Below are 18,071 nucleotides of genomic sequence, written 5' to 3'. Positions count from 1 at the left end.
TAACTCGGTTTACACGAAAAAAATCAAGACTTTAGCTTTCTGATAAACGCTTGGTAAGCTTCTGCATTATCGAGGCACAGATTCTGGACAAAAATTCGGCCGTGGATAAATCGGCGAGATATACCCAAAACGCCCAGCGGATATGCAGAGACTTATCCACAGGCGGCCTCCAAACCCCGCAAAATTACGGCATGGACTCCAAAAAATCTTTCCTGATCGCAATTCAGCCTTCGGGTTTGCAATTTGAACAAGTCGCCGGACTCTCGGTGTTGCAATCAGGCTTGCGCGCCGGCATCCGGCTGCCCAATTCCTGCCGGAATGGCACTTGCCGGACTTGCATGTGCAAATTGTTCACAGGCGAGATCGCTTATCAGATCGAATGGCCCGGCCTGACGCGAGAAGAAAAGGCCGAAGGCTGGATCCTGCCTTGCGTGGCCGAGGCCCGAAGTGACCTGGTGCTCGACGTTCCAGCCGCCGTCGACCTGAAGGCTTGATGTTTTATCCACAGCGGTCCCCGGGACCGGTCGATTTTTAGCCGACAAAACCAGATTACCTCTCCCTGTGGATAAAAAAAGCCGCCCAAGGCGGCGAGGAGCCCGCTGGCAGCATTTCTTTTCCACAGCGCTCTGCACCCTGCGTTCTCTCTGACGGCGTCGCCCAGGACGTCATTCAATGCCGTTGCCGACGATCAGCTGTAAAAACACCCGCACAGCAAGCTTTTCCTGGTCGACAAGCGCCTTGATCCACGAACACTTTTGTTTTGCCCACAGCCGGTAGTGGTCCTGATGGCCTGCAAACCAAGCCGCGTCGCGCGCGAAAGCTCGCGCGCTTAGGCTTTAAATCTAAGCTGTTTATAAAATTAGTAGTGATGGTTAACGTCAGTCTTGCGTTGTGGATAACCTTGTTTACGTGTGAAAAATCAGCTGTTTACGAAAAGGACAACGCCTTGGGCAAGGTCTGTATGAAGTCATAACCGATCTTGGATAAAAATCCGCCTTTGGATAACTTTTTGACTTTTCCCCAAACGATGAAAAAGTTATTCAGAACTTTATCCACAGGCTGAGCGGAAATTGACGGATTCGCGTCGTGAAGGCAGGGAATTTCGGGATGTCACCGATTTCAGGCAATTCGACCCCGATTTAAGTCCTTGGCATGGGGGAAACAGGGGGCAGGAAGGGGGATTTCGGGAAATTTGCCCACAGGTGAAAAAAGCAAACGGGAGCCGAGGTCCACTGCGACTCATCCGAAATCACACCAAAAGCCAGCGGGCCAGGAAAGTTATCCCCTGGCCCGCCGGCTTTTTTCATGGTGTTTTGAGGCTGCCTATTTTTTAGGCGTCGACTTCAACGGCAGGGATTTTCCCGGTGGCGGGGCCTGCGGCGCCTTCTTCACTTCCTCCAGCAGCTGGCCACATTCGGCCTTCTGATCACCGTCGATATTGATGAGGGGCAGGATGGCCGTTACCGGTGCCAGCAGGCCGAGCGCCACCGCACCGCCAGCACGCAGTGCCAGCACACCCTTGTTCACGCCGACATCCGGATTCTTGAAGCTGCCCTTCACGTACAGCGGCGAGCGCAGCGAGATGATGCGCAAGCCCTTGCTGCGTGGATGCACGTTCAGGTCCAGCTGTTCGTGCTTCATGTCGATGCTGCCATCGACCACGATCAGGGCGTCTTCGGTGTCCAGCAGCAGGGTCTTCACATTCATGACGCCATCGCGCACCGGCAAGTCGCCGGCCAGGCAATTGAGCCTGACCTCCTTGTCGCCAAACAGCTTGCTGATGACCACGTTGCCCACGTTCAGGCCCGCCGCTTCCAGCAGGAATTTGCTGATCGCACCCTGGTTGACCAAGGTCTTCACTTCGCCATTGGCCGAACCCAGCATGGCGGCGACCGAATTGCCCGTTGCGCTCAGCTTCGCATCGCCGTTGATCTCGCCGAAGCTGGTGCGCGAGGCATCGAGCTGGGGATAGAGTTTCTGGATCTTCAGCTTGCGTGCAGAAAGCTTCATCTCGGACTTCATGCGTGCCGCCTGCCCATCCAGCCGGATGGTGGAGGTCAGGTTACCGCCGGCCACGCCGAAATTGAGGGGATCGAGCGTCAGCACCTTGTCCTTGAGGATCAGATGCGCCTGCAGGTCGCTGATGGGGAGTCCCTGCTGGCGCGTGATGCTTTTGCCGGTGAAGCGCACATCCGCATCCAGTGCGCCCCAGGCATCGGTACTGAAGGTCTTGACCGGCAACACCTTGTCGCCGGGCTGGCGCTCCTCGGCACCGCGCTGGGCTTTCTCCGCATTGGAGTCGGCACCGATCAGCGGCGCCAGATCATCAAAGCGCAGCACGTTGGAGGTCAGCGCCCCGGTCAGTTGCGGGCGTGCGCCCCCGGTCAGGTAGTCCAGGCTGCCGTTGAGATCGCTGTCGCCGACCTTGCCGCTGAAGTCCTGGTAATGCCACTCGCTGCGATCCGGGGAGATCTTGCCGATCAGGCGGCCCTCGGTGGCGAAGGGCGGCGTTTCCGGCAGCAGCACGCCGGTCAGGGGATAGAGATTGCCCATGCTGGCCCCGGCAATCGACAGCCGCAGTTCCAGCGCGGCCAGTTCGGCCGGCTTGGTCAGGGTGCCGCGCACGCCGATGGCGGTCTTGCCGACCTTCACCTGGGCCTGCAGCGGATACGGTTGCTGCTGGTCCTGCAATGACAGCACGCCGCCGGCCTTGCCTTCACCTGCAACCGGCGCGCCGTTGAAACTGCCGCTCAGCTTCCAGCCCAAGCCATAGACCTTTTCCTTGTCGGGATCGAGGGTGTCGATGTCGGCCTTGATGTTGATCTTTTGCACAGCGTCGTTGAGGGCCAGCTTGCCCTGGCGCAGGCTGATGCGGCCCAGTTGCAGCTGCCAGGCCGATGGAGTGCTGCTATCGGTTTTGAAAGTCCAGTTGTTCACAGCCTCGCGGTTGCGCAGCAGAGAAACTGAAGGATCCTGCACTTCCAGCGACGGCAGGGAAATCTTGTGCACCAGCAGCGGCAAGGGATTGAGCGTAAAAGTGACTTGTCGCACTGTCGCCATCTGGCCTGAGGACGCGAACGCTGCCGGATTGCCCAGGCGCAGATTCTCCGCCTGCAAGCGCGGCCACGGCACCCAGCGCGCCCAGAAGCCAGCCGGCGGCGTGGTCGGCTCAGGCCGTTGCCAGTGCAGGGAGAGATTGCCGTCGATGGCGAACTCGCGCCCGGTGGCGGCCGAGACGCGGGTATTGATCCAGGGCTTGGCCCGGTTCCAGTCGAAGGTAAGAATGAAAATGACCGCGGCGGCGATCACGAGGACGAGGCTGGCAAGCAGCCAAAGGAGGATTCTGGTCAGGCGCGGCATCGGGTCGGCTTCCCTGGTTGGGGTTATCAACAGGCACCGATGCGCGCGGACGGGGGCTTTCCGGGCGTCTGTCTCCTGGACGCCTGTGGATGAGTCAGTTCGGAAAAGCCGGGTATCGCACGCGCTGCATCAGCGCTTCATGTTGATACGACCGAATTCATCATGGGTTGTTGCAGACAAGTGCGCACGCAGCCACTTGTGGGCGGGATTGCGGGCGTCTCGTTCATGCCAGAGCATGTCGACATGCTCTTCCGGCGTCTGGAAGGGCAATTCCTTCACCACCAGCGCCTCAGCCATGCCGGTGGCCGCCACCAGGTGGCGCGGCAGCACGGTGATGAGCTCGGAGCTGGCCACGATGCGCCCGGCCGTGAAGAACTGGTTCACCGTCAGCAGGATCTTGCGCTCGCGGTTCATGCCCGCCAGCACATCATCAATGACCGCATGGGGTTTGCCGGACAGGCTCACCAGCAGGTGATCAGCGCTGCAGTAGCTATCCAGCGTCAGCGGCTGGCCGGCCAGCGGGTGGTTCTTGTGCATCACGCAGACGTACTGCCCGGTGTAGAGCCGCGCATGGCTGATCTGGCTCTTGGCCATGCCCTGCCCATCGGCCAGCTGCGCGGTCACGCCGGGGAAAAAGCCGACGGCCAGGTCGATGTCCCCCCGCAGCAGCATGGCGCGCGGGTCGCGGGTGGTCAGCGGCATCATGCGGATCTTGATGCGCGGAGCGTCGCGCATGATGGTGCGCACCAGCGAAGGCAGCCACAGCGCGGCCGTGGCATCCACCATGGCCATGCGGAAGGTGTTCTGGGCACGCGAGATGTCGAAGCTTTCCGGCGCAATCACCGCTTCCAGCTCGGACAGCGCCCGACGCACGGTCGGCCACAGTTCTTCGGCGCGCGGCGTGGGCTTGACGCCGTGGGCGGTGCGGATCACCAGGTCATCGTTGAGGGTGTCGCGCAGGCGGCGTAGCGCATTGGAGACAGCCGGCTGCGTCATGGCCAGCAAATTGGCGGCGCGCGTGAGGTTCTGCTCGGTCATGACGGCGTCGAATACGCGCAACAGGTTCAGGTCCAGGGTGAGAAAGCTCATAGGGCGGGCCTTTGCGGCGGTAAGGAGAGGCAGTATGGACGCCGGTGATCGCCGGCAGAAAGATTATTCACAGATTATATAACTGATATCCGAAACGGAAAGTGGGCAAACAAATGTGAGTTCACTACACTGCAATGCAACATAACACACAACGTCAAGGATCGAATCATGGCAACCATCGCACAAAGCACCAACAGCACCTTCAAGAGCAAGTTCGCCGCCGTCATGCGCAACATCTTCATCCACTTCGTCAAGGCCCACGAGCTGCAAGCCGTTGCTCTGGTCGCCGCCGAACAGGATCGCGCTACCGGTGCCCGCCAGCTGAACCGCATGGCCGACAAGTTCGAAGCCACCCAGCCGAACCTGGCTGCTGAACTGCGCTTCATCGCTTCGCGCGGTTAATCGAAGGTTTCTGCTTTACCAGATTCAAGTTTTACCGGTCGCGCATGACTTCTGCGTGACCTTGGCATCAGCCCCGAGCGGCCGATGCCGGTAGTGAAGGATTTCGGTAGTTCCCGGCGCGTACGGCGCTTATGTTGACGCTGATTCGATCAACGCGTCAGGACACCGATCCGTTGTCTCCTCCTCCCTCTTTAGGAAGGATTAACCCCGCAGGCTCAGCCTGTGGGGTTTTTTTTCGTGGGTCGGCTACGAGCCCCGTCCGGCGGGCTTCCTGCCTTTGCAGGCTTCATTTCCGGATGGCCGGATGTGAGCGTTTTGCCCGATTTCCCCATGTCAGATATTCAGCGCCCTCGGGCTTGGCGTCAAACGGCGTTGTAAATCCGCATCGGTTCCGTCAAGAAAGGTGTGTCGGAGCGACTGCATCGGCGGCCCCTGACCGGCTTGTCTCGCGCTTGACGCGGGTTCCAGGGCGATATGAAGAGTTTTGCATGCTGAAAGCCCTTTATTCACAAACGCTATAACTGATATGAGAACTCTAAAGTAGTCATACAGGGTCCGAACCATCATACTGCGACGCAACAACAGTGAACTTGAACGCCGCGCAGTCGTGTCGCGGCCTGATTATCAGAGGTAGAAATATCATGTCCTTCCTGAACCTGGCCTTTCCCGCAGAAGCAGCCCTGCCCTTCGCGCAGTCCTTCTTTGGTTTGATCGCGGCTTATGTCCGTCCGGCGCTGGGTCTGGGTGCACTGGTGACCCTGGTGATGGTGTTCAAGCCGCTGATCCTGGGGCTGGCGCAAGCCGCCGTGCTCCTGGTCAAGCCGCGCAAGTCGCTGGAGCAACGCATCCTGGCGCACAAGTTCAGCGGCAAGATGATGCTGAACCGCATGGCCAATGAATACAGCCTGTCCCAACCGAGTTTTGCCGCCGAACTGCGCAACATGGCCGCGCGTGACTGATCCAGTCCCCGCCTGACCGTAGTTCGAGGCCCACCGGCTTCTGGTCGTGTAGTAGAAGTTTTGTAGGTCGTACTGTGTCTCCTCCTCCCTCTTTAGGAAGGATTAGCCCCGCCAGCGCAAGCTCGCGGGGCTTTTTTTTGTCCACAGCCCGCGTCATGGCCGGCGGCAATCGTGATAACTTGTTCATCTGACTATCATCACAGCCTCACCGCAAGACATCATGTGCCAGCTTCTCGGAATGAACTGCAACACCCCCACCGATATCGTCTTCAGCTTCACCGGCTTTGCCACCCGTGGCGGGCTGACCGATCATCATCGCGATGGCTGGGGGATCGCCTTCTTCGAGGGCTCCGGGGTGCGCACCTTCGTGGATCACCAGGCCGCCGTGGAGTCGCCGGTGGCCGAGCTGATCAAGCGCTATCCGATCAAGTCGCAGCATGTCATCGCTCATATCCGCAAGGCCACGCAAGGCCGCGTCACGCTGGCCAACTGCCATCCCTTCGTGCGCGAGCTGTGGGGCCGCTATTGGGTATTTGCCCACAATGGTGACCTGAAAAACTTCACCCCCAAGCTGGACGGGCCTTTCCGGCCGGTCGGTACCACCGATAGTGAACTGGCCTTCTGCTTCATCCTGCAGGAGATGCGCAAGCGCTTCGGTGACACCCTGCCCTTGCTGGCCGACCTGCGCGTGGCGCTGCGCGAGATCGTCGACGGCATCGCCAGCCATGGCACCTTCAACATGCTGCTCTCGGATGGCTCGGCGCTTTATACCCACTGCTCCACGAATCTCTATTACATCGTCCGCCAGCATCCCTTTGCCAAGGCCAAGCTGTCCGACGAGGACCTCTCGGTCGACTTTTCCGAAGTCACCACCACCAATGACCGGGTGGCCGTGATCGTCACCCAGCCGCTGACCGACAATGAAGTCTGGACCCAATATCAGACTGGTGAAATGAAGGTCTTTGTCGATGGTGCCGTGGTCGACTGAGGCCGGCCTTTTTGTTTTATCCACAGCCGGTTTTTTCCTTCAGTTCATGTTGCCCACAGGGGAAATCAGGGACAGAATTCGTCCCGATTTCCGGTTTTGCACAGGCTGTTACAAAAAACATCGTCCCCAAGGATGAGCTTGTCTTGTCCACAAGCGGGCTACTCTGTCCCCCTATCACCCGCCCCTCAAGCGCCTTTGCGTGAACGTCACGAAGATGGCTGCTGCGCAGCCTGTGGATAGATGAGGTTTTTCAGGGCTTTTTGACGGTTCGCCTGTGGATAACTTAAGTTTACCGGAGTAAAATGCGTCCCTCGTTTCGCGCCCGGACGACTTCGTCCACAGGCCCGTCCTTTGGATGCGGCAGTCGGGCGCCGCAATCATCCGACAAGAAAGCTTCATGGAAAACTTCTGGCAGGCCTGCTCCCACAAACTTGAGCAGGAGCTGACGCCTCAGCAATACAGCGCCTGGATCAAGCCGCTGGTCCCGCTCGACTTCGAGGACGGGCTGCTGCGCATCGCCGCGCCCAACCGCTTCAAGCTGGACTGGGTCAAGACGCAGTTCGCCAACCGCATCACGGCGCTGGCCTGCGAGTTCTGGGACGCGCCCACCGAAGTGCAGTTCGTGCTGGACCCGCGCGGCAACCAGGGCCGCCGCCCGGCCGCCAATGCGCAAGCCAATGGCGGTGGCGCCAGCGGCCTGGGTTTGCCCAACCACGAGCAGCTGCACCTGGATCCGGAACCGGCCCAGCCGGTGCGCGCGGTTGCCCCGCGCCAGGAACAGTCGCGCATCAACCCGGTGCTGACCTTCGACAACCTGGTGACCGGTAAGGCCAACCAGCTGGCGCGCGCGGCCGCGACCCAGGTGGCCAACAACCCTGGCACGTCCTACAACCCGCTGTTCCTGTACGGCGGCGTGGGTCTGGGTAAAACCCACATCATCCATGCCATCGGCAACCAGGTGCTTGTGGATAACCCGGGCGCCAAGATCCGCTACATCCACGCCGAGCAATACGTGCGTGACGTGGTGACGGCCTACCAGCGCAAGGGCTTTGACGACTTCAAGCGTTATTACCACTCGCTGGACCTGCTGCTGATCGACGATATTCAATTCTTCGGCGGCAAGAGCCGCACTCAGGAAGAATTCTTCTACGCCTTCGAGGCCCTGATCGCGGCCAAGAAGCAGATCATCATCACCAGTGATACCTATCCCAAGGAAATCAGCGGCATGGATGACCGCCTGATCTCCCGCTTCGACTCCGGCCTGACGGTAGCCATCGAGCCGCCCGAGCTGGAGATGCGGGTGGCGATTTTGATGAAGAAAGCTTCCGCAGAAGACGTGGTGCTGTCCGACGACGTCGCCTTCTTCGTGGCCAAGCACCTGCGTTCCAACGTGCGCGAGCTCGAAGGCGCGCTGCGCAAGATCCTGGCCTACTCCCGTTTCCACGGCAAGGACATCACCATCGACGTGGTCAAGGAAGCCCTGAAGGACCTGCTCTCGGTGCAGAACCGCCAGATCTCGGTGGAAAACATCCAGAAGACCGTGGCCGATTTCTTCAACATCAAGGTCGCGGACATGTATTCCAAGAAGCGCCCGGCCAACATCGCCCGTCCGCGCCAGATTGCCATGTACCTGGCCAAGGAGCTGACCCAGAAGAGCCTGCCGGAAATCGGCGACCTCTTTGGCGGGCGCGACCACACCACCGTGCTGCACGCGGTGCGCAAGATCGCCGCCGACCGCGCCAAGAGCCCGGAATGCAACCACGAGCTGCACGTGCTGGAACAGACCCTGAAGGGTTGATGCGCGCAACACAGCACGGGCGCGAAAACGCCTGTGGATAAATCGACATGCCGCCCGCTTCCAGCGTGAACCGGGCGGCATTTCTTTTCCACAGGGCAGCGCGGCAAAACGATGATGAATTTCACCAAAATCGCCTGTGGATAATTGAAAAAAGCCGCCTTCGGCGGCATATGAAAGAAAAGACAACACGGCCTGTTGCCCATCCTTTTTTCCCTTCCAACGCCCTCGCCTGTCCCCTGCCGCACTACTCTGAAGAGGGGATGATTGGTACAATGGAAGGCGTTATTTCGCAGGCGGACGCAAGGGCCGGCCATGGAGCAGGAAATCCGCGAAGTATCACGGAAACATCGAATAAAACCCCGGGAAGTTCCGGCAAAAGTATTCAAATGTTCCAAACGTATAGCCAAGTGGTTCTGGCTGCCCGGGTTTGTCAGGCGCAGATGGACAATGCCGGGTCGCTGTATCACCAGCTCTTCGGGAACGGGTATCGGACCGGCAGCGGCCGGTCATGCACAAGCAGGAGCGTTGCGTATTTCAGGAAGTGAGTTCAGCAGTGCGTAGGCAGGTTGCACTGCAGGCAGCAGCTGTTTTTCACCAGAGGAGGAACACGCGCGACATGGGCATGACTGAACGCCGGCCAACGGCGCCCTTTAAACCACTATTAGCAAGGACAAACTGACTATGCAATTGGTTAAAACCCAACGAGACACGCTCCTGCGTCCTCTGCAGATCGTGAGTGGTATTGTCGAGCGTCGGCACACATTGCCGATTCTGGCCAATATTCTCATTCGCAAGGACGGCGAGAAGGTGTCTTTTCTGTCCACCGACATCGAAGTGCAGATCACCACGCACGCCGACGTCGGTTCGGGTAGCGAGTCCACGGCCACCACGGTCGCGGCCCGCAAGCTGCTCGACATCCTGCGCGCCCTGCCGGATTCCGGCGAAGTGTCGGTCTCCCTCTCCAACAAGCGTCTGACCGTGCAATCCGGCAAGTCCCGCTTTGCCCTGCAGACGCTGGCCGCCGAAGAATTCCCGACGGTGGCCCAGGCCGAGCACTACAACGCCCAGGTCAACCTGCCGCAGAAGACCCTGAAGCACCTGTTCAACATGGTTCATTTCGCCATGGCCCAGCAGGACATCCGCTACTACCTGAACGGCCTGTTGCTGGTAGTGGAAGGCAAGAACGTCATTGCGGTCGCCACCGACGGCCACCGCCTGGCCTTCTGCCAGGTCGAGACCGAGCAGGACTTCCCGCGCGAGGAAGTCATCATCCCGCGCAAGACCATCATCGAGCTGCAACGCCTGCTCGACGACAGCGATGACGAAGTCCAGCTGCAGATCGCCAACAACCAGGTCAAACTGACCTTCGCCGACATCGAGCTGATTTCCAAGCTGGTCGAAGGCAAGTTCCCCGACTACACCCGCGTGGTGCCCAAGGGCTACAAGAACAGCTTCACCATCAGCCGCGACCAGCTGCTGCGCTCGCTGCAACGCGCGGCCATCATGACCAGCGACAAGTTCAAGGGCGTACGCTGGGTGATCGCCCCTGGCAGCCTGAAGATCAGCTCCACCAATGCCGACCAGGAAGAAGCGGTCGAAGAACTGGAAATCGACTACGGCGGCGACACCGTCGACATCGGTTTCAACGTCAGCTACCTGCTGGACGTGCTCAACAACCTCAAGAACGACTACGTCAACATCGCCCTGGGCGATGCCAACTCGTCGGCCCTGATCACCATCCCTGACAACGCCGACTTCAAGTACGTCGTCATGCCGATGCGGATCTGAGCAAACCCGCTCCACGCGCACGAGGGGCCGTCCCAGACGGCCCCTCGGTTGCTTTTAAGAATTCCAAAGATTCGTCCCCAGAATTCCGTTTTTTGCAGCTCCCTAGTCGTTTGGCTAGCATTTTCAGAAGGTAACCATGTCCTCCAGCCCCGCAGACAACACCAATTCCGCGCAACAAAGCTATGGCGCTTCTTCCATCCAGATCCTGGAAGGCCTGGAGGCGGTGCGCAAGCGTCCCGGCATGTACATTGGCGACACCTCTGACGGCACCGGCCTGCACCACCTGGTGTTCGAAGTGCTGGACAACTCGATCGACGAAGCCCTGGCCGGCTATTGCAGCGAGATTCACGTCACCATCCACGCCGACAACTCCATCTCGATCACCGACAACGGCCGCGGCATCCCCACCGGCCTCAAGATGGACGACAAGCACGAACCCAAGCGTTCGGCGGCCGAGATCGTGATGACCGAACTGCACGCCGGCGGCAAGTTCGACCAGAACTCTTACAAGGTCTCCGGCGGCCTGCACGGCGTGGGCGTGTCCTGCGTGAATGCCCTGTCGAAGAAGCTGAAGCTGACCATCCGCCGCGACGGCAAGGTCCACGCGATGGAATTCGCCAAGGGCATCGTGCAGAACCGCGAACTGGAGATGGTGGATGGCGTGCAGGTCTCGCCGATCAAGGTCGTGGGTGAATCCGACAAGCGCGGTACAGAAGTCCACTTCTGGGCCGACGAAGAAATCTTCACGCACGTCGAATTCCACTACGAGATCCTGGCCAAGCGTATCCGCGAACTGTCCTTCCTGAACAATGGCGTTCATATCAAGCTGACCGACCAGCGTACCGGCAAGGAAGAGGACTTCGCCTTCGAAGGCGGCACACGCGGCTTCGTGGAGTACATCAACAAGAACAAGAGCATTCTCAACCCGACCATCTTCCAGGCCACCGGCGAGAAGCAATCCGACCAGGGCACGCTGGTGTCGGTGGACGTGTCGATGCAATGGAACGATGCCTTCAACGAGCAGGTGCTCTGCTTCACCAACAACATCCCGCAGCGTGACGGTGGCACTCACCTGACCGGCCTGCGTGCGGCCATGACCCGCGTCATCAACAAGTACATCGAAGAAAACGATCTCGCCAAGAAGGCCAAGGTCGAGATCTCCGGCGACGACATGCGCGAAGGCCTGACCTGCGTGCTGTCGGTGAAGGTACCGGAACCGAAGTTCAGCTCGCAGACCAAGGACAAGCTGGTCTCCAGCGAAGTGCGCGGCCCGGTGGAAGAAATCGTCGCCAAGACCCTGACCGACTTCCTGGCCGAGAAGCCGAACGATGCCAAGATCATCTGCGGCAAGATCGTCGAAGCCGCGCGCGCCCGTGAAGCTGCACGCAAGGCACGCGAACTGACGCGCCGCAAGGGTGTGATGGATGGTTTGGGTTTGTCTTCCAAGCTGGCTGATTGCCAGGAACGCGACCCGGCGCTGTGCGAGCTGTACATCGTCGAGGGTGACTCCGCAGGCGGGTCGGCCAAGCAAGGGCGTGATCGCAAGTTCCAGGCGATCCTGCCGCTGCGCGGCAAGGTCTTGAACGTGGAGAAGGCGCGCTTCGAGAAGATGCTTTCTTCCGAGCAGATCACGACGCTCATCGCCACCCTGGGCACCAGCATCGGTGCTGACGAATTCAATCCGGACAAGCTGCGTTACCACCGCATCATCATCATGACCGATGCGGACGTCGACGGCGCCCACATCCGCACGCTGCTGCTGACGCTCTTCTATCGCCAGATGCCGGCGCTGGTCGAACGCGGCCACATCTACATCGCCCAGCCGCCGCTGTACAAGGTCAAGGCGGGCAAGGACGAGCGCTACCTGAAGGACGACTTCGAGGAAGCGCAGTACATGATGCAGATCGCCCTGAACGATGCCGAGATCAAGCCTTCTGAAGGTGCTGCGCCGATCAGCGGCGAGGCGCTGGTGGAACTGGCACGCCAGTACAACACGGCCAACGCGATCATCATGCGCCTGTCGCGCGCCATCGATGAATCGGCGCTGAACGCCATCATGACCGGCGGCGTGGCCCTGAAGATGGACAACATCGAGCAGGCCACCGCCACTGCGGAAGAACTGAAGAAGGCCATCAACGACATCAACATCGACGTGCAGGCGCGCGTGGATGAGCATAGCGAGAAGGTGGCGCTGCATATCCATCGCCGCCAGCATGGCAACATCAAGGCGACCGTGATCGATGCGGACTTTGTGAGCGGTCCGGATTACCAGCAGTTGTCGACGGCGGCCGAGACCTTCAAGGGACTCATCGGCAAGGGCGCCATCGTGGCGCGCGGCCAGGGCGAGAAGCGCAAGGAATCGGTCATCACCGAATTCCGCCAGGCCATGTCGTGGCTGCGTGATGAGGCCGAGCGCGGCGTGAACAAGCAGCGTTACAAAGGTCTGGGTGAGATGAATCCTGAGCAGCTGTGGGAAACCACCATGGATCCGACCGTGCGCCGTTTGCTGAAGGTGCAAATCGAGGATGCGATTGCTGCGGATCAGATCTTCATGACCTTGATGGGCGATGATGTGGAGCCGCGTCGGGCGTTTATTGAATCGAATGCGTTGCAGGCGGGGAATATTGACGTTTGATCAGTCTGTAGCAGGAGCCATAACCTGAGATTTTGAGATGCATCCTTTGAGATATCAATTGAGCGTGTCTCTCAATAGTTCAGATCAATTATCGAAAAATACATCGGCCATTTCTTTGAAGTGGCCGATTGTTTGTTCAGCTAGATCGCATTTACAAATTCTGCGTGCTCCAGTGCTTCTTGCGCACCGTCACATCGAACGATAAGCCAATCCTAACCTGTCACAGCCTAGTAACAGCTCCTGATCAAGATCGAATGGCAACACTTCCAAGGTCAGTCCGCCACTAAAGTCGAACGTATCTAATGGGCTCGTGAAAGTCTCTGTGAGCGGATAGATCAAAGCCATTCGCCCGGCTCCCCCTAGATACTTCTGCCCATAGGCAAAGAGTTGGTAGAAATCAGATTGACTTAGACCGTATTTATCCCCGCGCCTGCCCGCATTCAATAACTTCCATTTAGTATCTAGAACCCAGCACTGACCGTTATCGTGGATGAATATATCCGGCTCGAGGCGGAATATCGGCTTTTCCTGGTGCTCACACAGCGACTGGCTGCGCGCTGGCGTACGTATTTCCATGTCAGGCATTAGCGCTGCCCGAAACCAACGCGCGACAAAACGCTCGAAAAGCTTCTCCATCGGAAAAAGCAAGCTTATACCTTGGTAATCACCAGCTACGGCCAGAGGCATCTGTTGGTTCAGAATCAATTCGCACCATGGTTTGATTGCCCGGTATTGTGCCAGGAGCCGATCCTGCCCCCACGCTCGAAAGTCTTTCTCAACCTGGCAACTGGCTGGAATTTGCGCTAGCCGAAAACTCATCTCTTGCGCCAAGCGCCAATGGTTCGCGTTTTGTGTGTTCTGACGCACGCGATCTAGTGCCAGCTTCAATAGCCGGTTCTCTGGTCGATCTGGCAAATACACTTCGTGCCGGATGTGGAAATGATGTTCTTTCCCTGGAAATTGCCGTAGTTGCTGAGGCAAGTTAAGTTGCCCACGCAAGAAAGGCAGTTCCTCTTCCATCCGTTGGTAATCGAACCGCAGACCGCGGCTTATCAGTGAATCTAGTTCCTCCAAATAGCGTCCGATCACCCAATCAGACAACGGCGCAACAAATAGCTGCAAAGACGCTGTGCCAACGTCGCGAGTGGGCAAATCCAGCAAGGCGAGTAACAGCTTGCGCAGCAGCATACGGGCCTCGAATAAGTTTCCGCCATCAGCATGATGCTTCGGAAGGATCTCTAGTACCGTGCCGCAGGGCGTCTGCACAACCCCAACAAAGCCATCCAACTTCAGCCGCTGTCGCCCTTCTATTTGCAGTAGCCGCGCACCACTGGCTGAATAGCGCTCGCTAAGTTGGCACAAATAGTCAAACGCAGACTTGCTAACCTGAGCACAATCAAGACTTGCGGAGACTGGCTCCGTACAGAGCCAGGCGTGCTCACGAACGCTAATGGTTTGAAATTCGCCGGAAGTAGTCACACAGAGGCGTCCTCATGGTCGATAACGCCTAAATAGCTTTGCTCGCACAAAAAGGCATCTTCATTGATACGCCAAAGATTTTTTGATTGAGTAACGTTGACTATGTCACCAAATAACTCGGCTACGTTAACCTCATTTTCGATCACGAAACGATAGGCCGCATTGCGCTTCCGATGATCGTTAAGAACCCACTGAATGCGCTGCCAATCATCAAAGAAATATTCCTTCAAGAGAGGAAGCACCTGGCCCCGGAAAATCTCTGCCAGCTTTTGCATCGAAGGATCCTCTCGCAGCGGCAGGAAGTAGGCATGGCCCAAGCAATGGTCGCGATCAAGTAAGGCCTCGATTCGTTGATTTATTACCGTAAGCAATATATCAATCAAGATGGTGTCGACCTCTACACCTTGCAGAAGTGCTGGGCACGGAGGCATCTCCTTGAACAGGAAACGTCGCCGCAAGGCTACATCCATGCCGGTCAACGACAAGTCGGCGGAGTTCATCGTGCCGATCAGATATACGTTAGCGGGTACGCTGAAAGGCTTTTTCGAGTAAGGCAGCAGAACCTCCAGTGCCTCGGCAGCACCTGTGCGTTTAGACGGTTCGATTAACGTAATAAGCTCACCAAAAATCCGCGAAATGTTGCCTCTGTTAATTTCATCGATAATTAACACGTAGGGTAGCTTTTCTACGTCTGTGGTAGACGCTAGGGATTCCGGCAACGTACCTGCTGCTCGTAGGGCGTTCTCTAGTTGTGGCCACTCGATTCGTGTGAGTGGATACACAGCTTGCAAAGTGAGCTGCTTCCCACCGTTCAGGGCTGTGATATCGAAATCCAGCTGCGTATTCAGCCAACGTACCGCGCGACGATGTACATAGTCTTCGCGCACGCCTTCAGGCACGCTCGAGGAATACTGATATTCCCCTACCACGACGCCTACTGCCCGCACGGAGGTTTTGCTACCAAGGCAGAGAACAATATCGCCGACTTGCATCTCATACGCGAAATTTTGCAGCGATGCCTGCTCTTTCGTTCCGAGATGCAGTGCCGGATCAGCTAAATTGACGTGCCGTACGTCCCCAACGTGTTTCCATCCAATACGGGCCTCGTTATTATCCAAACAGTATTGCCGAGTGCCATCTTTGCTGCTGGCCTCAGAGATAGAAATCTTCCATACTGTTGGCGCGAACCCGATACCAATGCGGACATCTGCTTCCTGGTTACGTTTGGCATCTACACACAATGCTCCGAATACACCATGTTCAACTGAATAGCTCAGCGCTCCAGCGTTCGCCTCATCATCTGTAACGGCACGAATTCCTTCAACGAAGTCCTCGTAGCTGAAGCTCTGATGGAAAGTTACAAATCGCACTCGCCGCTCGCGTTCAAATTCTGCGAACCGGGCCTTTAAGGCCTTACGGTCGCTCAGATTTGCCGAAAGAAACGTGGGATCCAAAATTGCCAACGCCGCGTCAATCGTGGCATAGGTCTTGCCGGTTCCAGGTGGCCCGTAGAGAATTTGATTCAACGGTTGCGACATGACACTGTCGTCGCATGAAAGTACCTGGGCCATTTTCTTGGCCTCCGTAGCATCGTCAAGTCCAGCATCGTCGGCCACGTCGTCTTCCTTCGCAGGAGCCAGGCCTAGTCGTTCACTGTAAAGTGCTTTCATGAAGCCAAACGGGGTCAGTCCGTAAACTGACTGGCGAGCCAGATCGAAGTATCTGCGCAGCAGCAGCATGCGAGTGACCGGTTGACGCTTGGGAGGTAGATCATCAGCTGGCCAACCTAGAACCTCCAGGAAATGTCCAAGATGGCGCGACGAGGAAATCGGTAGCGTCTCTTCAGGGTGATAGCACGCCAGCAGGCGTAGCTTGCGCCCGTCGCCCATCGTCATGAGAGGCTCGACGCCTGCACGCTGATAGAGTTGAGCATCGCTGTCGATCCAGCTAGGGTCCTGACTCATATCTGCCTGCGCGATACAGGCTTGGATGCGCAAGGTATAACGTAGGGCCTCCTCATCGCTAAGCGACCTCAACCGCCGGTGCTTGTACAGCGTGCCATCCTCTCTTTGAAAGTACAGAATATGGCCACGAGATGTTCCCGGCACATAACGTCCCATTAGCGGCTGAAGGCCTCGCTCAAGCCACCAGCAGAAGGATTCGCCGTCACCCTTACCCACGCAGTATTCCGCAAGGCTCAGCTGCGGCAATCGGCTAGCAGGGAATCGTGCCAAGAACTGTTTATATAATGGCTCTTCAGCAGAATTCCGAGTAGCCTGATCACCAAGCATAGACAACTCGTGGAGCAATTTCTGAAAGTTTCCATTGGTTTGCAGGCTGCTGTTGTTTGGGCCTTCCATTGAATTTTCCCCTTATTCTTTGTGTGGATGCTCTTGTTTTCGCAACATGGCTCAATTAACCCATAAATCTTTTCTATCCGAGTCAAGCTCAAGTGCTAGCTGCCTCATGTTGTCCCAAATTATTTCTGGTTGTAGCAGCTCCTGACTAGCTTCCTCTGCAGCCAAGACCAGAAGTGGTAAGGGGGCTTCATCAAAAAAGTGAATCATGTTTGTGCGATACCGATCTGGAACTTTTGCAGTTTTCAATATCTCTTTGAGCTTGTCAGCATTCAATTCTTGTTTGTATCTGACGCTCGAGGAGCGCGCTGCCATTTCGAGCCCCCGCTTGGTAAGCCGTGCGTGAGGAGTAGGCAGGTCAAAGGCTAAGCCAATAATCGCCATCATCCGACAAAGACTGTTGTGGCTAATGTCCTGCAAATTTCCATTCTCTAGTTCAACAACATCGGCTTCTTTGACTAGGGCGAGTCTCGCCAACAGCGCCTCTGTCATTCCAAGTGAACGCCGGCGCTTAGCAATAACCCGTCCGATTTGATAGATCCACATTCTGCGGCCTATACCTCAATCAATATGCAAACAGTTTCCTTAAGAAGCAGCCCTTTAACTGGGAGCTGAGCTTCTCCATTAGACCGGTCAAGGTTAAGAATAACTGCGTTCTACAAGAAGGCGTTTGAAACACCAGAAGCCATGTCGTTAGCAAACGACAGCAGGGCACCCGCTTTAGAAATCTGACGGCTCTCGATAAGGATGCCTACGATTTGCACTGCATCGACCACAATCTTTTTAAAGACGATGCAGGTAGCCTCGCTGCGACATCACATCACTTGCGGCCAAAGCCCAAGTCTCAGCCACTGCTATCAAATATTCCGACACTCGCCAAGTATCCCCCAAGTAGCCAGGCGCATGTGCCTGACCTAGCTTGTGGTTGAGGCCTAAGCCGCAAGTACATCAATGGATTGCGCGTGCGATGGGTTCCAAGCTCTGCGTTTCGCAGGATTGGACTGGCGGCGATTTGCAGAAATAATTTGAGGAGAGAGGTCTTCGATCAGATGCACCAGCGAGCTTGTAGCAGATGCGTTGCTCATTTCTGGCGTCGGAAAAAGGAAAGATGAGATCCAGGGGGGGCAATATCTCCATCGCTAGAGAGATCTACTTGGCGCACCCAGTCTTACCCCTGCGAAATTTGCTGCAGAGCGGTAAGATTCGTCATCCATCT

13 protein-coding genes are annotated in these 18,071 nt (G+C 57.3%); 8 read left to right on the top strand and 5 right to left on the bottom strand.

Going from position 1 to position 18,071, the window contains the following annotated elements; genetic code table 11:
* The first annotated feature begins 191 nt into the window (after positions 1 to 191).
* Positions 192 to 494 carry a 2Fe-2S iron-sulfur cluster-binding protein gene (locus tag ACWHXP_RS20530; RefSeq protein WP_489635166.1) on the top strand — a complete coding sequence of 101 codons (303 nt, stop codon included), beginning with the start codon at positions 192 to 194 and terminating at the stop codon, positions 492 to 494.
* A gap of 829 nt (positions 495 to 1,323) precedes the next feature.
* Here the strand turns inward: ACWHXP_RS20530 and ACWHXP_RS20525 are convergent.
* Together ACWHXP_RS20525 and ACWHXP_RS20520 are read right to left on the bottom strand one after the other, a co-directional pair.
* Positions 1,324 to 3,360 carry an AsmA family protein gene (locus ACWHXP_RS20525; RefSeq protein WP_489635167.1) on the bottom strand — a complete coding sequence of 679 codons (2,037 nt, stop codon included), beginning with the start codon at positions 3,358 to 3,360 and terminating at the stop codon, positions 1,324 to 1,326.
* 129 nt (positions 3,361 to 3,489) lie between these two features.
* Positions 3,490 to 4,449, bottom strand: coding sequence for a LysR family transcriptional regulator (locus ACWHXP_RS20520; protein ID WP_034330421.1), 960 nt, complete (start codon positions 4,447 to 4,449; stop codon positions 3,490 to 3,492).
* Positions 4,450 to 4,617: 168 nt separating this feature from the next.
* Between ACWHXP_RS20520 and ACWHXP_RS20515 the strand changes: the two genes are divergently transcribed.
* The 7 genes from ACWHXP_RS20515 (at position 4,618) to gyrB (ending at position 13,019) form a co-directional block, all read left to right on the top strand.
* Positions 4,618 to 4,851: a hypothetical protein gene (locus ACWHXP_RS20515; protein ID WP_034330420.1), complete on the top strand. Its 234-nt coding sequence runs from the start codon at positions 4,618 to 4,620 to the stop codon at positions 4,849 to 4,851.
* Positions 4,852 to 5,492: 641 nt separating this feature from the next.
* The gene (locus tag ACWHXP_RS20510; protein ID WP_034330301.1) at positions 5,493 to 5,810 is read left to right on the top strand and encodes a hypothetical protein; all 318 of its coding nucleotides are present in this window, start codon (positions 5,493 to 5,495) and stop codon (positions 5,808 to 5,810) included.
* A 220-nt stretch (positions 5,811 to 6,030) separates the two neighbouring features.
* On the top strand, positions 6,031 to 6,798 hold the full coding sequence (locus tag ACWHXP_RS20505) for a class II glutamine amidotransferase (protein ID WP_489635168.1): 768 nt from the start codon (positions 6,031 to 6,033) through the stop codon (positions 6,796 to 6,798).
* Between the two features lie 397 nt (positions 6,799 to 7,195).
* On the top strand, positions 7,196 to 8,596 hold the full coding sequence (gene dnaA / locus ACWHXP_RS20500) for a chromosomal replication initiator protein DnaA (protein ID WP_039782909.1): 1,401 nt from the start codon (positions 7,196 to 7,198) through the stop codon (positions 8,594 to 8,596).
* 47 nt (positions 8,597 to 8,643) lie between these two features.
* A complete protein-coding gene (locus ACWHXP_RS20495) occupies positions 8,644 to 9,141 on the top strand; it encodes a hypothetical protein (RefSeq protein WP_489635169.1) in 498 nt (165 codons plus the stop codon).
* Between the two features lie 136 nt (positions 9,142 to 9,277).
* A complete protein-coding gene (gene dnaN / locus ACWHXP_RS20490; RefSeq protein WP_489635170.1) occupies positions 9,278 to 10,384 on the top strand; it encodes a DNA polymerase III subunit beta in 1,107 nt (368 codons plus the stop codon).
* A gap of 136 nt (positions 10,385 to 10,520) precedes the next feature.
* Complete coding sequence (gene gyrB / locus ACWHXP_RS20485) at positions 10,521 to 13,019, top strand: DNA topoisomerase (ATP-hydrolyzing) subunit B (protein ID WP_121037393.1); 2,499 nt, start codon at positions 10,521 to 10,523, stop codon at positions 13,017 to 13,019.
* Between the two features lie 189 nt (positions 13,020 to 13,208).
* Here gyrB and ACWHXP_RS20480 read toward each other — a convergent pair whose 3' ends face one another.
* From ACWHXP_RS20480 to ACWHXP_RS20470, 3 genes are read right to left on the bottom strand one after another with little or no spacing between them, the layout of a single operon-like run.
* Positions 13,209 to 14,498, bottom strand: a complete 1,290-nt coding sequence (locus ACWHXP_RS20480) for an McrC family protein (RefSeq protein WP_489635171.1) — start codon at positions 14,496 to 14,498, stop codon at positions 13,209 to 13,211.
* On the bottom strand, positions 14,495 to 16,858 hold the full coding sequence (locus tag ACWHXP_RS20475) for an AAA family ATPase (protein WP_489635172.1): 2,364 nt from the start codon (positions 16,856 to 16,858) through the stop codon (positions 14,495 to 14,497). Before ACWHXP_RS20475 ends, ACWHXP_RS20480 begins: the two co-directional genes overlap by 4 nt.
* Positions 16,859 to 16,909: 51 nt before the next feature.
* A complete protein-coding gene (locus ACWHXP_RS20470; RefSeq protein WP_489635173.1) occupies positions 16,910 to 17,401 on the bottom strand; it encodes a helix-turn-helix domain-containing protein in 492 nt (163 codons plus the stop codon).
* Positions 17,402 to 18,071 lie beyond the last annotated feature (670 nt).

The organism is Herbaspirillum sp. Her2, assembly GCF_057961375.1.
Note: the sequence above shows the minus strand (reverse complement) of the source record. Positions and strands in the feature narration are given on the sequence as shown.

What these genes read in the sequence shown, in the direction of transcription:
- dnaN (WP_489635170.1), top strand. Translation starts at nt 9,278, where the DNA reads ATGCAATTGGTTAAAACCCAACGAGACACGCTCCTGCGTCCTCTGCAG.
- ACWHXP_RS20505 (WP_489635168.1), top strand. Translation starts at nt 6,031, where the DNA reads ATGTGCCAGCTTCTCGGAATGAACTGCAACACCCCCACCGATATCGTC.
- gyrB (WP_121037393.1), top strand. Translation starts at nt 10,521, where the DNA reads ATGTCCTCCAGCCCCGCAGACAACACCAATTCCGCGCAACAAAGCTAT.
- ACWHXP_RS20510 (WP_034330301.1), top strand. Translation starts at nt 5,493, where the DNA reads ATGTCCTTCCTGAACCTGGCCTTTCCCGCAGAAGCAGCCCTGCCCTTC.
- ACWHXP_RS20530 (WP_489635166.1), top strand. Translation starts at nt 192, where the DNA reads ATGGACTCCAAAAAATCTTTCCTGATCGCAATTCAGCCTTCGGGTTTG.
- ACWHXP_RS20495 (WP_489635169.1), top strand. Translation starts at nt 8,644, where the DNA reads ATGCCGCCCGCTTCCAGCGTGAACCGGGCGGCATTTCTTTTCCACAGG.
- ACWHXP_RS20515 (WP_034330420.1), top strand. Translation starts at nt 4,618, where the DNA reads ATGGCAACCATCGCACAAAGCACCAACAGCACCTTCAAGAGCAAGTTC.
- ACWHXP_RS20525 (WP_489635167.1), bottom strand. Translation starts at nt 3,360, where the DNA reads ATGCCGCGCCTGACCAGAATCCTCCTTTGGCTGCTTGCCAGCCTCGTC.
- ACWHXP_RS20520 (WP_034330421.1), bottom strand. Translation starts at nt 4,449, where the DNA reads ATGAGCTTTCTCACCCTGGACCTGAACCTGTTGCGCGTATTCGACGCC.
- ACWHXP_RS20470 (WP_489635173.1), bottom strand. Translation starts at nt 17,401, where the DNA reads ATGTGGATCTATCAAATCGGACGGGTTATTGCTAAGCGCCGGCGTTCA.
- dnaA (WP_039782909.1), top strand. Translation starts at nt 7,196, where the DNA reads ATGGAAAACTTCTGGCAGGCCTGCTCCCACAAACTTGAGCAGGAGCTG.
- ACWHXP_RS20475 (WP_489635172.1), bottom strand. Translation starts at nt 16,858, where the DNA reads ATGGAAGGCCCAAACAACAGCAGCCTGCAAACCAATGGAAACTTTCAG.